Raw genomic sequence first — 13243 nt, 5'->3', positions numbered from 1 at the left:
AAGCCAAACGCGGGGGTTGTCTAGAAGGCGGGCGCTGGATTCAAATCATTTCACCTGGCTGGCAAGGTGCACAGCGCGGCGTAAGGTGCTGACGGTCATAATGATTGTCGAATTCACTGCTTTCGACGAAAACGAAGCCATGGCGGGTGTAAAACGGTTCGAGGCACTTTCTTTGAGGGGCCAATCATTTCGTAAAGTATCCTCCATGCTTGGCGGGAGCCCGATATAACTATCGGGCACTCGCTGTAATTTCATTTAACAATGATGCCTTCACAGAATCCTCGAAAACTTTGCTTCGACTACCCTCTAAATTTGGCAACCTGCATTGAAAATATAGGGGTTCGCGTCTTGCTTCACCCCGCTAGAAATAAAATGCAATAACCCCCGCATTCTCGCGCTGCCAATCCACGACTTATCTTTCGCCCTCCTATCAATGGATGCAGGCCGCTAGGCTTCCCCTATCAGGACGATAATCGATGCGCTTGATTCACTGGCACGACCGCGAGCGTTTAGGAATAACCTTCAAACAAATCGAGTCGCCTTTTTTTGCGGCATCCGACGTGAGAAGCGCATTTGAGGGACGGTCATTCTCAACCATCAGCGGGCTTGATGTTCTTACGTTCGGTAGAGCCTGGGGCCAGCAAGAGATCCTGGACGACCTCAAAAACGTCCTACAGGAAATCGAGGCGCTGCATCAGCGGGCGTTCCTCAAGGATGGGCATTTACGATCACCTGAGTTTTTCAGTGAACGCAAACGCCTGCTCGCCCAGCTCGATACCCACCTGACATCCTTTGCGCGTAAAGGCACAGGCCTGCCTGATCATCCGAACCTGAAATCTGCATTAGGCATTCAAGTCGAAGCCTCGTGCATCGCTGGACGCAGGCAGGGACACCTGGGCAGATCCCAGGGTATGCCACCCACATTAAAGGGATATCCAGAGCCGCTAAAGCCATGAAGTATGGCGGCTGGATCGGCATGGCTGTAGGCGCGGGAGCGTCCGCTCTGAAGGTTCAGAATGTCTGTTCGGCTGGTAATAAGGGGGCATGCGAGAAGGTCAAATACACTGAAACAGGCAGTTATATCGGCACGGTTGCCGGAGGCGCCGCAGCGGGAGCGTTTTTAACAGGCTCCGTGGTCAGCGCCTTATGCGTTGCGCTAGGCGTGCCGACTGTGGGAGCCGCGACCTTGGCATGCGGCATTGTGGTGGTGGGAGCCGGATCTTTTGCTGGGGGAACTGTTGTGGGCACCGCAAGTGAGAAATTTGGCGAAGTCATTTATGAGAAGACCAAATGACCGCTACCGAAACCCTTTTTGGATACCTGTCTGGCGGCGTTGTGCTGGGTATTATTGCTTGGATAGGGTTCGCACTGCATATGGCTTATACCCAGATGGATTTAATGCTGAATCACTTGACTAAATGCCCCGCGGTTCTGGCTAGAGCCCCGCTCAAAGATGGCGGCCCCTGGGGCAAACTGCTGCTCGTGGGTGGGCTTTCTGGGATCGTCACCTTTCCAAACGGTCTTCTCAAAAGAGGTCAGTTAAACGCGGAAGATTTGAGAACCTTCCCAGCACCACTTAAGCGAAAGCTGGCAATCCTGCAGTGGAGTGTCATAGGGCTTTTGAGCTTTGCTCTTCTGCTGTGGACCGTTGGCAAAGTAGTGGGTTGGCACGGCTAAAGTCCGGGTTGTGTAGTGATCTAATTTCCCCGGACACCCCGACAGGTGGAAAATGCACCTATTGAGGAGTTCTCCATGACCGGCAAACGCAAAGTATTCGACGACAGCTTCAAGCTGGAAGTTGTAAAGATGATCAAGGACCAAGGCCTGAGTGTTTCACAGGTTTGTCGTGATCTTGATATTGGTGATACGGCCGTTCGACGCCGGGTACAACAGTATGAGGCCGAGAAGTTGGGGCAAGCCGGGATCGGCAAGCCACTGACCTCTGAGCAACAGCGTATTCGCCAGTTGGAGCAAGAAAACCGTCAGCTCAAGATGGATAACGATGTATTAAAAAAAGCCACCGCCTTCTTTGCCCGCGAGCTGAAGTAACGTACCGCTTGGTTCGGCAGCTGCAACAGAAGGCTTATTCGGTGGCGTATGTGTGCCGTTTGTTGGGGGTTAGTCGATCCGCCTTCTACGAGGCCAACAAGCGCGCTGAGGCTCCTGCATCGATCTGCCCCGTTGCTCTGCAACTCAAGGCGTCGTTTGCTGAAAGTGGCGGCGTTATGGCAGTCGCCCATTGCGTAAAGCGTTAAGCGCAAAGGGTATGGAAGTAGGCATTTACAAGATTCGCCGCATGATGCGCGTCAACGGCCTGCGTTCGGCCTGGAAGCGTAAATTTGTGCACACCACCGACAGCAAACATGACCTGCCGATTGCTGAAAATGTATTGAACCGCCAATTTGAACCCGAGGCGGCGAACAAGGCCTGGGTAGCAGACATTACCTACATCCGAACCCGTAGTGGCTGGTTGTATCTGGCTGTGGTGCTGGACTTGTTCTCACGCAAGGTAGTGGGCTGGTCAATGGCGCCGAACATGCCCGCTGAACTGGTGTGCAGTGCAATGCAGCTGGCGGTTGCTCAACGTCAACCGCCACCCGGCTTGATCGCCCACTCGGATCGCGGCAGCCAGTACGCGAGTGCGAGCTACAGAGCGCTACTGGCCAGAAGTGACATGCAGCAAAGCATGAGCCGTAAAGGTAACTGCTGGGATAACGCAGTGATGGAGCGCTTCTTCCTGAGCTTGAAAATGGAGCGGGTATGGCGACGTGATTACGCCAACCATGCCGAGGCGATACGCGACATCACTGAGTACATCGTTGGGTTTTACAACAACGAACGGCTGCACTCGAAACTGGGATATCTGCCACCGACCGTTTACGAACGGGCAATGGCGTCAAAATCACCTATCGAGGTGTCCGGAATTAGGAAGAAATAGGGGTCAGAAGAAATAGGGGTCAGACCACCATTCTCAAGACCACCATTCTCATTTTTTTAAAGAGCAATGTTGCTGACCTTTGTAAAAACGTAGTCTGACCCCGATTTCTCCCACCACCCAATGCTCCGAACGAGCGAGTATGGGCATCAAACAACATCTCGTGACCTTGGCTGGGGTAGGCAACCAGCCAAAATGCACGGCTGGCACAGAGCTTCATGTGGGAGACCTGGATCCGCCTGAACAGCCCGCCGATCAGCAGACCTTCTTCACTCCAGTCGAACTGGAAAGCCTCGCCCAACGCGAACGTCAACGGCACAAAGGCTCGCAAGGATTTTCCTTGCTCGCCGCGCCACGCGCGGATAAAGGCGGTCAGCTGGCTGTAACCGCCGTCGTAGCCCTCGGCTTTGATCTGCTCGAAGAGAGCCTTTGCGGTTCTGCGGTTGTGTTTTGCCCGAAGCGAATCGGCTTTGAGTGCCTGCTCCAGCGTTTCGTGGAAAGGACTGAGCTTGTTGAAAGCGGCTTGCCGCTGGTACACCGGCTGTTTGGCTTCGGGGGCTCTGATCCACTTTCGGATGGTGTTTCTGGATAGCCCGGTACGCTTGGCTATTTGGTGCAGCGAGAGCTTGTCGCGGAAGTACATCCGCCGAATTTTTCCCATCATTTCCATGCTGATCACCTGGTATTCTCCTGCTCGGAAAGTGAGCAGAAGCAATTGAACACCTGGGTCAGTTTTCAGTCGGCAGAACAGCCTTTAATGGGTCAGTTTTCGGTCAGCGGCAACACAGTATCCTTTTCCACTTTCATTTTAATCTTGCATGGGCAGCGTACGGGTCCTGTGCGACCGTACCAATTATATAATTAGAAAAACGCTCAATCATTTTATTCAATTCAACATCAAACTTTAATGGCAGTAAATCCAAGATATCGTCCAACTCACAACAGTCCATAATAATTCCACACAGCTCTGAAGAAATGCCTTTTTCACCCAGCACCCTTACAGTTCTAGGCGAAAACAATAAACGTTCAGCTTCGGCAAGTGTCATGACTTTATCACTAATCGACTTCAACAACCCGATAGATGTGGCAGCTAAAAATCGAGCAGCCTCCTCTGGCTCATATAGCTCTACGACTAAAACTGGATTTTCCATCAATAATTACTCCAACCTGGCTTAAGTTTCACATTAAAAACTTTCCCACTTTCACTTTGAAAGTAATGAATCGACACTTTATTTCCGACCGCATCATAACCGTCCTTGTAAATCTTAGTCCATTTTCCTGCTTCTACCTGCCGAAGATCGCTTAGCAGTTCGCTATTGTTTACCGCATTTTTGGTTGTTGATCCCGCCCGCTCCCTAAAACCTGCGGGAAACTCAGGTGCTTTACGAATGGAATCGTATACGTTCTGAACACCTCGATTCTTCCCGACATCACCAACGATGCCCGTTTTGATCCCAGCTCCAGCAGCTCCAGTTTTACCCGCTGTTGAGGAAAAAAGATCCATCCCCGGGTTTAAAGCGTCCATAACAGACGCAGCGGCATTTCCAACAATATCACCACTCTTAACCCGGATGCTTTCGGCAATATTTATATTGATAGCTTCCTGATTCCTGTCCATCGCTGTCAGGAGTGCTATGGCGCGCCCAGTTACATTGTCTACACCAGACTTTCTCAGCTCCTCCACTAAAGCCCAGTTTGAGGGAGTTTCATTTTTAAGCCGTTCATAAACTTGCTCGCACATCGTCGGATTATCACGACATAAACTTGGAAAGCCTTTATTCCTAGTTGCATCCAAGTCATTGTAATAATCGCGAACTTTTTGACAGGCATCTTCAGTCGCGCACGTATTAAGCTTCCGTTCTTTCTCAACAAGTTCCTCATGAAAAAGATAATTAAATGTAGTGGCCTTTTGAGCGATCACTGAACCAGTGTTGAGGTCTCCCCCGACAGCAGCAGCTCCCACCAGACCAGTGAGCTGGGAAAAAACCAACTGCAGCTGTTCATTTTTACCAGCCGCACCGGCCATGACGTCAATCAAGGCCTCGTTCAATCCCGCAGCAGCTGCACCAGTTTTGAAGTCACTCCCCGTCAGCTCTGCCAATAGGCCACCCATGATGGCGTGGGCAGCAATTTTCTGGACACTTCCGTTTGGAAAGGTGATTTGGTCCCCAACCCAATTGAAGCCGGTGGCCATGGCCATGTTGCCGGCCTCGCCCAGCAGCGCTGCGTTGAAATTGCTACTGAAACTGCCACCACCAATCGCAGTGGATACACCACTGCTGATAACTGCTCGCGTTACTGTACGAGTCGCCGCATCAGTCGCATTGCTCCAACGGAAGATATCTTTGGAAGGGTTAGCTGCGCTTACAGCAGCACCATCGGTGGGTTGAATACCCTGTGTGGCGGACCCTGCACCATCGGCTGCCGTAAACCATTTATCGTCGGCGTAATCAAGAAACCCAGCAGTAAACCCTGCAATCGCAGCGTTCTTCAGGCTACCCGCGCTGAACGTATCTTTAATCGCCAGACCAAGATTGCCCTTGTTATCAATGGTGCTTGTGACTGCAGTAGTGCTCAAGCTGGCCGCGACGGCCAAGTTAGTTCCACTCAACCCAAGACCCGCAGGGCCAAGTATGAAAGACATCAGAATTGCGATGGCAATCTTGGCGCCGGCTCCCAGCCCGGACGATTCATACTTGAAGCTGTCGTGAATTTCTTTTACTTGGCGCCAATCGATATCGCCCCGAGCTTCCGCCTGCTTCATCCAAGCAAGGTTCGGATCAGCTTGAACCATCGCGTCGATGGTTTGGCTAACGCTCTGTTGATCGACCTGTTCAAGAAATAGGGGTCAGACCTCCATTCTCAAGACCACCATTCTCATTTTTTTAAAGAGCAATGTTGCTGACCTTTGTAAAAACGTGGTCTGACCCCGATTTCTCCGATACGAGACTTTTACAGATAAATCAACATCAGCACGACAATACCAATGTGATACTACCTCAAGAACATATCGATATCGTCTAGAGCATCCGCAATTTGCCCTGAGATGATGTTGTCATCTAGATGTTCACGAAGAGCAATGAGTACTTTTTCTTTATCAAGCTGGCGGTGAATCCTTGCTATATGTCCAAGACAAGTTGCTGCAAGCCCTCTAACATCAGGGCTTTCGTTGCTGAGGAATTCTAAGCATTTATTCTGTGCCCATCTCCAATCAGAATCATTTAAAGCAACGGAGACAAGTGCCTCACAAATGCTCTTAACATCCCTCGAAGCAAAAGCTTTTTCTAAAGTTAGCTTATTATAAGATTGGAAATCTTGATAGTTCATTATCGCTTCCCACCAGTAAGAATATTACCTTTACGATCAGCCATACCTGCCTGTTGCAGGGCTTTTTGCATGTCTGGATGCAAATCACTCCAAGAGCGGACATGGCCGTGATAAGTCGTATCTAGCGTTTTGTCAAAAACAACAAAATCTTTAGAATCGTAGTCAATTCCGACTCGGCGAGGGGATGTCGGTTTAACTTGAATCGAAAAATCTAGCGCTTCTTGACCATTAACCGGAGCACGACTCTTAACTGCATTATCGACTTTCCCGTGGTAGGGAGCAGCTTCATAGTCCAATCGGCGCATGGCGCCTGCACTTTCACCGGCAGCTCCTGTCGCTTTTGGACCACTTCCACTTGCCGACCCCACACCCGCCGACGGCTTCGGAGCACCACCACCTCCGAGCGCAGCGTAGGCCGCCATGTTGATACCATCCCCTATCGTTTTTTTCAATGCGGCTTCTAGCCACTCACACTTGCCCCCGCAATTGTCGATGATCTCTGCATAAAATTCGGCAGACTGTTCGTAGGCACCACCGACCATAACGTCGTGGGCCTTGAGCTTCGTGTAAGCGTTTCTGTCGGTTTCAATCTGCTCGCGCATCTTGGCTAGGTGACGCTCAAAACTATAAACATACACCGCACAGCGAAACGGTTGTCGCTGTTACCTACCAACCTCCAGCGCCCCTCCTCTCCAAAGATGAGCAGCAAATGTTGGAGGAAAGCTCCGTAATGCTCCGGGACATGAGTGTTGTCTCATGGGCCACCAAATCATTGGAAGCCAGCGCGGTCGGTAAAGACTTTACCATCAGCCAGGCTGCTGCCTACGCGAAGAGCCTTGACGTCAAACATGCCTTTGCGACGTTGGAGGGGTCGATGTCGCCGCAGTGCGTCATCGCTAATGTGGCGGCTTGTGTCATTCGGTTTTGCAATACCCATGACGACTACTACAAATGGGCCTGGGAAGTGATGTCCAAGGTCGAAGCCATGAAGCCTTCTGAAGGCACGCACCCCGGCTCCAAAATCCCGTGGCATCCCGCTACTCGCCTGATAATTTCACTGCATCACGACCGGCGATCCGACTCACCGCGAGCAGATAGCGCAGAGCGCCTGCTCAACCTCGTCTTGCATCCGCTCGACATCGTGAGCGAATTGGCTCTAGATGCCCTTTTCATGGACAGAGACGAACATCTTCGTTGGTGTGTAGGCTGCTTATCAGTGAATCTCTCCGTCATGCACGAAGGAAAACTCCACAAGCATCAGTGGGACTATTCATCCGATCACAAAGCCCGGCATGGACATCTAGCCAGTGCGATCAAGACGTTTAATAAGCAGACTCTCAGCCCTATGCCCGCGCTACCACTGGCGTGGACCCAAACAGATGCGAAACGACGCGGGCGTGATCCTGAAGATCTCTGGCAACAGCCAAGCATTTTTTTTGAACCTAAAACCGCATCGACTCTACTATCGAAAATGCCGGTTGAGGCGTGGATGACATCGAGCGTGTACCGCCCACTGTTAGAGCCGCTGATATTCGAGTTAGTGACCTGGACCTCTGAAAGGATTACGCCACCGTGGCAGACCGACCACAGAAGGCGCGACAGGGATTCAGACCTGTTTGAATGGAATCGCGCACTCGGAGATTTGCTCGCAAGGACCGCGCCCTTCTTCGCGCTAGATCAGGCACGCGACAAGTTACTCAAGCCGTTCATGAGGAACGACGACAATTCGTTAGCAATCATCGCACGCTTCGCGGACATGGCCGTCCGTAGGCATATCTGTGACAACAAGCAGATACCGGAAAACGCTATTTCACTACTTGATGACTGCGTATCTCGCGTGATAAACGACAAAATCTTTGATCCTGGAAGCTGGCAACCAGGTCAGGTAAATGGCCATGGAATGCCAGAATTGATCAACGCACTTTTATTCGTAAATGTTGAAAAAAACGCGCCCGGTGCGTGTCGATTTGCCAATGGCGACTGGTCTCAAATTGCGACAGTGATGCCGATCATAGACCGGTTGGTCCGGCACGTCGGATGGTCGAGCTACTTGATGGGAAGGTATCTCGAATTGTGTATTCGGGCCGGTGCCGCATTCCCGGTTTCCTATTTCGGCCAACAAGCAACAGCGGCGCTCCGCTGCATCGACAACGCAGAAGAAAGATGGATCGGAACCTCACTCCCCGCTCGGCTGGCCGGGGTTATACAGCGTCAGGCCGATTGGAATTTTCCTTTAAAACAGGACGATGCCCAAGCTCTATTGAACGCGCTTGACGTCCTTATAGACCAAGGTGACAGACGTGCGGCTGCTCTGGAGCAAACTGAAGCGTTCAAGGGTGTGCAGGCATGAGTTGCGCTAGGCGGTACTTCAAGGCTTTGCGCTCCCTCCCCCCGCTGTGGCAAAGGTTGCAGAGTCTTGGATGGTTCCAAGCTTGCGTTCCTGTCTTTTGGAGCGACTGTCAGCTACAAGGACCAGAAGCCTTCACCAAAGAAAACTAACACAGGCGCCTGGGCGCGTAGTCAGATATACGACTGCGATCACACACCCAGCACCAACAATCGGGAGTACTAACGGATACGCAGCCAGAGCCTTGGCAATTGCCCCCGTGATGGTTGGTGGAGAATTGCATTCCACTTGACCACCCGCTTGCATTGCCACTGACCACCCATTTGCATTCGACTTGACCAGTTATCTGCATCGGATCTGACCAGCTCACTGGGTGCGCCTTCACCGGCGTAAACAGACCCCTAGCTCAGGGTGGTGACAGGCAGAAATCGGCCGATTCTGCTGAAAAAGTCGGCCATAGTTTCCGCGGCAGAAAAGTAAGCGCTTGAGATTGAAATCTTTACTTTGTGCAGAGGATTTCGGGCTCAGATTTCGCGTAGCTGCGCGCAAAAAATGCATTTTGAGCAGTCAGTACGCGGGCAGTCTGGAAGTACCGACTTTTTCAACACAATCGGCCAATAGCTGCCTGTCGTAATCGACCCAATGCTATCGTTCTCGGTGGGCAGCTCAAGACCAGCAATAGCCAATCGGAGCGAAACATTCTGGCATACGCGTGGGGCCAGCAGTCCCGCGCTTATATTAGCCTGCTAGGCTCAAAACACCTTTATGCATGTAATCCCGGTTGTTTGCTGACTAACACTAGATCCCGCATCAGGCCACTCACGACTGCTGTGCCTATGTTTTTCAGACATGCTCTTCCACGCGCTCAACCCTTTGCTTTTCTTCGCGCCATTGCATCGCGTCCGCGCAACAGAAGGCGTGTCGCCCGTTGATTTCTAGCGCAGAGGTGAAGAAGAACTGCCCCACGGTTAGCTCACCGACCGCATAAATCTGCCGTGCCGAGCCCGTCCGGCCCTGAATGCGGTAGGTATCCGGGTCGACGCAGATGCCACCCATATGATGACAGGTGGCCGTGCCGTTCTTGATCAGCGAGCCCAGCAAGGTTGACTCAATGAGGTTCGCATCTCGAGGAAAGCCAGTTGCGTATATCACCCGATCATAGACATGCTCCCAGCCAGCCCCGCGAATGCTCAGCCCCGGTACATCAACCGGCTCGGGCGCGGCGAACGCACCGGGGACGAACTCCAGCTGGCCTCTTCGCAGGTAACCGAGGATCTTGCGTGCATTTTCCGCCGGGATGGAGACGCGGTAGGCCATGAAGAAGCTGAAATACTCTCTCATGAACCTGGCTTGTGCAGTGTCGTCCAGTGCCTGCCAAAGGTGTTCGATGAAACCGTTGGTTGCATAGAGGATGGCCTGCCAGATACGCGGAGCTTGCGAGACATTGATCTCGTTCTCGATGAAGCTAATGACGTCGGCCGGCGGTGCTGGCAGAGGGATCACCGCACTCGTCGAGGCCGGGTCGTGGGCGGCCAGTTCCTTGTGAAACAGTGCGACCAGATCACTGATCTGCAACGGCCCGTTTTGCGCGACCAGCGCGCGAACACCCTCGAGGGTCAGGTGCTTGAGCTCGACGCGCTCCTGGGTTCCGCGAACCACGGGGAAGTAGCCGCTACGCGAATGCATGCGAATCAACTCACGATGCCCGCCTTCAATCAGCGCGATCACCGTGTCGATGGCGCTCAACCGCGCACCGATTACGGCCACCCGCTCGTCCGGGGAAATTGTCTTCAGCAGGCGCGCAACCGGATAGGGTGTCGCCAGGACGCGCTCGTCATGCTTGTCAGAATCAATTTTTTTGGCCAACGGCCCGCAGAACAGCAAGACCTTGTGCGTGACGAAACTCAGCCCGCATCGCGTCCGCACGGTCTCCATCCCGTCAATCAGATCGATAGCGCAGACCTCGGCATTCATCAGCACCAATTGGCAGCCGAGCGAGGCGCCACGCAATACGATCTTCTTGATCTGGTTCTGCAGGTAAACGCCGAACAAGGCCCTCGGAGCAAAGCTCTCCGGGGTCGGACGAAACTCGGGAAAGGCATGCTGCCACGCCCCGGGATGGTCCTCCAACCAGCGCTGGAAATGACCAGGGAGATGCGGATAGGGCGTAATGAAACCTGTTTTGGTATTGAGGATGTTGCTCTGCAGATCAGCCTGATAAGCCGCGCCGCGCCCGAAGTCTTCGCGTTTTTCGAAGAGGTAAATGGTCCCGGCCGGTGCGGTGCGTGCAGCGACGCGATCCAGGTGACGCTGCAGGAATGCGATAGCCGTCGCGCCGCAGCCTACGATTGCAAAGGCATTTTTCATCAAGGTATTTCCTTATATTAAACGGTTTCCCTTACGTGTGTTTCGGCCCGGCAGCAGACGTGACTTAGCCAGCCACTCCCAGTACCAGAGGAACGTAGAGCAGCTCGCGGTTAGCCGATTCATGACACTTCAGCGGCGCCAAACCTAGCCCCTGCCAGACCGGTATCACGAAATGGCAGACAGGAACTCTCTCAAGCGCGCGGCCCCGGACCTGACCTGCTCGGCATCGCCGGAGTACGACAATCTCGCATGACCCGGTGCACCAAAAAAGCTGCCGGGAATCAGCGCGACGCCGTATTCCTCCAGCAGCAAGGCGCAAAATGCCTCGTCATCGGCGATCAATCTGCCATGCAGGGATTTGCCCAGGGTCTGGCTGATATCCATGAACAGATAAAACGCCCCCGATGGTGGGCAGAACCTAAGGTGTGGCGCACCCTGCAAGTCAGCAAGCAATGCCTGGCGCTGGCTGTACAAGCGGTCTCTTGCTGCGTAGGAGAATGCCTGGTCACCGCTGAAGGCCACCGCTGCCGCAGCCGCCGGGATCGGTGGGATATTCGAGATCGAGTTAGAATTGAGCGTGGTGACCGCCGCGGCAATCCGCTCAGTGGCCGCCAACAGCCCGACCCGCCAACCCGGCATCCCATAGAGCTTGGATACGCTATCGATCTTGATGATACGGTCACTCAGGTCCGGTGCGACCGAAAGCAGACTGGGGCAGCTATCCATGTCGTAGACGAATCGCTGATATACGTCATCCGAAATGATCCAGATATCCTGTTTACGCAGCACCTCTGCCAACGCAGCGAGTTCCTCGGCGGAATACACGGCGCCGGTAGGGTTGCCCGGCGAGTTCAGCATGACCACCCGCACCTTGTCGGACAAGGCATCTTCAAGGGCTTGCGCCGTCATCTTGAAATCGGTTTGCGCCGAGCAGGTGACGTTGACCACGCCCGCTCCGACTAGATCGGCAATGTCGAAATAGGTCGGCCAGCAAGGGGTAGACACGAGGATCTCGTCGCCGGGGCGGATGATCGCGCGTAGCACACTGAACAACAGGTGCTTGGCGCCGAGGCCAGCCACCAGATTCTGCTCGCGATAGTAGGTGAACCCCTGTTCGTGCAGATAACCCAGATACGCCGCCAGCAGCGCTTCATCTCCGCGGCTCGATCCATACCCCCCGGAGTGTTCGCAGGCAGCCTTGACGGCCGCCTCGACGATATGCGGCGCCGGAAGAAAACCCGGCACACCGACACCGAGATCGATCACTGGATGCAGCGTTTCCCTTACCTTCTGAACGACACCCAGGATCGGGCAAAATCTTGCAAATTCGATATCTGGCGAAAGAGTAGGCATAAAAGTCTCCCCGTTACGCTGAGTCAGGCTGCGCGTTCGGTCACGCGGCCTCGGGCCATGAGCGCGGCCATGTGGGTTGCGGTCGCAGTGATGATGTCGAGGTTGCCGGCGCTTGGATCGAGAAAATCCCCTGCTCCTTCAACGCGTACCATGGTGAACAAACGTCCCTCGCTGTAATGTAGATCGACGATCACCTGATACCCAGGCACAGCAGACTGCACCTGGGTCACGGCACGTTCCACTTCACGGCGGGTGGAGGCCAGATCAGCCGTCTCGATCAGCGCCGAAACCGCGGTCTGCATAAAGACATTCGGCTTGGCCGGATTGATGTTGAGGATCGCCTTGACGTCCTTGCAACCGGTGAAATGGCTCAGCGCATTCTCGGTGGTAGTGATGTAGTTGCTTAGGTTTCGCCGAGTAGCCGGGCCGGCGCTTTCGGCGCTGATCGATGACACCACCTCGATGTAGCGCACGCCTGGATTAGCCCGGGCGATCGCGGCCGCAAGCGGGATGGAAGCCTGACCACCACAGGTGATCATGTTGATATTGCTCGCCTCGGTCAGCTCGACGCCGTTGAGGGATGGCACGCACAACGAGCCCAGAGAGGCCGGGGTCAGGTTGATGATCGCTTTCCCGGCCTCGATAAGGCGCGGTGCGTGGGCTTCATGGTCGGCCGCCGAGGTGGCATCGAACACCAGATCAAATTCGTTTATCCGGGCAAACAGGCCGTCGATGCCGTCCGCGGTGGTGGTGACCCCGCGCTCACGGGCAAACGCAAGGCCGGAGGAGTGCAGGGAGCGACCGGCAACCAGCGTGCAATTCAGATCAGGATGGGCAAGCACCTTACACAAAATGTCGCAGCCGATATTGCCACTGCCGATGATGGCGGTTTTCAAAGTCATTTTTTTAGCTCC

9 protein-coding genes and 4 pseudogenes are annotated in these 13243 nt (G+C 53.8%); 4 read left to right on the top strand and 9 right to left on the bottom strand.

Going from position 1 to position 13243, the window contains the following annotated elements; genetic code table 11:
- Nucleotides 1-40: 40 nt before the first annotated feature.
- Nucleotides 41-177: pseudogene (locus tag AACY36_RS10395) on the bottom strand (GNAT family N-acetyltransferase); the annotation flags it as partial.
- Between the two features lie 473 nt (nucleotides 178-650).
- Between AACY36_RS10395 and AACY36_RS28275 the strand changes: the two are divergent.
- From AACY36_RS28275 to AACY36_RS10375, 3 genes and pseudogenes are all read left to right on the top strand, one after another.
- Nucleotides 651-1294 (top strand): annotated as a pseudogene (locus AACY36_RS28275) (hypothetical protein); the annotation flags it as partial.
- Nucleotides 1291-1677 (top strand): hypothetical protein, encoded by a 387-nt coding sequence (locus AACY36_RS10380; RefSeq protein ID WP_339416436.1) that lies wholly within the window; start codon nucleotides 1291-1293, stop codon nucleotides 1675-1677. The pseudogene AACY36_RS28275 and the gene AACY36_RS10380, both read left to right, overlap by 4 nt.
- A gap of 75 nt (nucleotides 1678-1752) precedes the next feature.
- A pseudogene (locus AACY36_RS10375) lies at nucleotides 1753-2938 on the top strand (IS3 family transposase).
- 97 nt (nucleotides 2939-3035) lie between these two features.
- Here AACY36_RS10375 and istA read toward each other — a convergent pair.
- From istA to AACY36_RS10350, 5 genes and pseudogenes are all read right to left on the bottom strand, one after another.
- Nucleotides 3036-3605: pseudogene (istA, locus tag AACY36_RS10370) on the bottom strand (IS21 family transposase); the annotation flags it as partial.
- A 133-nt stretch (nucleotides 3606-3738) separates the two neighbouring features.
- Complete coding sequence (locus AACY36_RS10365) at nucleotides 3739-4086, bottom strand: DUF3969 family protein (protein ID WP_220075126.1); 348 nt, start codon at nucleotides 4084-4086, stop codon at nucleotides 3739-3741.
- A complete protein-coding gene (locus tag AACY36_RS10360; RefSeq protein ID WP_339416439.1) occupies nucleotides 4086-5729 on the bottom strand; it encodes a DUF637 domain-containing protein in 1644 nt (547 codons plus the stop codon). The genes AACY36_RS10365 and AACY36_RS10360 overlap by 1 nt, the downstream gene beginning before the upstream one ends.
- A gap of 200 nt (nucleotides 5730-5929) precedes the next feature.
- Complete coding sequence (locus tag AACY36_RS10355; protein ID WP_339416440.1) at nucleotides 5930-6262, bottom strand: hypothetical protein; 333 nt, start codon at nucleotides 6260-6262, stop codon at nucleotides 5930-5932.
- Nucleotides 6262-6864, bottom strand: coding sequence for a hypothetical protein (locus AACY36_RS10350; protein ID WP_339416441.1), 603 nt, complete (start codon nucleotides 6862-6864; stop codon nucleotides 6262-6264). Before AACY36_RS10350 ends, AACY36_RS10355 begins: the two co-directional genes overlap by 1 nt.
- A gap of 107 nt (nucleotides 6865-6971) precedes the next feature.
- Here AACY36_RS10350 and AACY36_RS10345 point away from each other — a divergent pair, with 107 nt between their 5' ends.
- A complete protein-coding gene (locus AACY36_RS10345) occupies nucleotides 6972-8612 on the top strand; it encodes a hypothetical protein (protein WP_339416443.1) in 1641 nt (546 codons plus the stop codon).
- A gap of 840 nt (nucleotides 8613-9452) precedes the next feature.
- Here AACY36_RS10345 and AACY36_RS10340 read toward each other — a convergent pair.
- The 3 genes from AACY36_RS10340 to AACY36_RS10330 all read right to left on the bottom strand — a co-directional run bounded on the left by AACY36_RS10340 (nucleotide 9453) and on the right by AACY36_RS10330 (nucleotide 13231).
- On the bottom strand, nucleotides 9453-10976 hold the full coding sequence (locus AACY36_RS10340) for an FAD/NAD(P)-binding protein (protein ID WP_339416445.1): 1524 nt from the start codon (nucleotides 10974-10976) through the stop codon (nucleotides 9453-9455).
- 165 nt (nucleotides 10977-11141) lie between these two features.
- Nucleotides 11142-12329 (bottom strand): aminotransferase class I/II-fold pyridoxal phosphate-dependent enzyme, encoded by a 1188-nt coding sequence (locus tag AACY36_RS10335; RefSeq protein WP_339416447.1) that lies wholly within the window; start codon nucleotides 12327-12329, stop codon nucleotides 11142-11144.
- Between the two features lie 23 nt (nucleotides 12330-12352).
- The gene (locus tag AACY36_RS10330; RefSeq protein WP_339416449.1) at nucleotides 12353-13231 is read right to left on the bottom strand and encodes an acetaldehyde dehydrogenase (acetylating); all 879 of its coding nucleotides are present in this window, start codon (nucleotides 13229-13231) and stop codon (nucleotides 12353-12355) included.
- Between the last annotated feature and the right edge of the window lie 12 nt (nucleotides 13232-13243).

It is taken from the genome of Pseudomonas sp. EA_15y_Pfl1_P101, from assembly GCF_963970835.1.
GTDB classification, from domain to species: domain Bacteria; phylum Pseudomonadota; class Gammaproteobacteria; order Pseudomonadales; family Pseudomonadaceae; genus Aquipseudomonas; species Aquipseudomonas tritici.
This window is presented reverse-complemented; position numbering and strand designations above follow the sequence as displayed.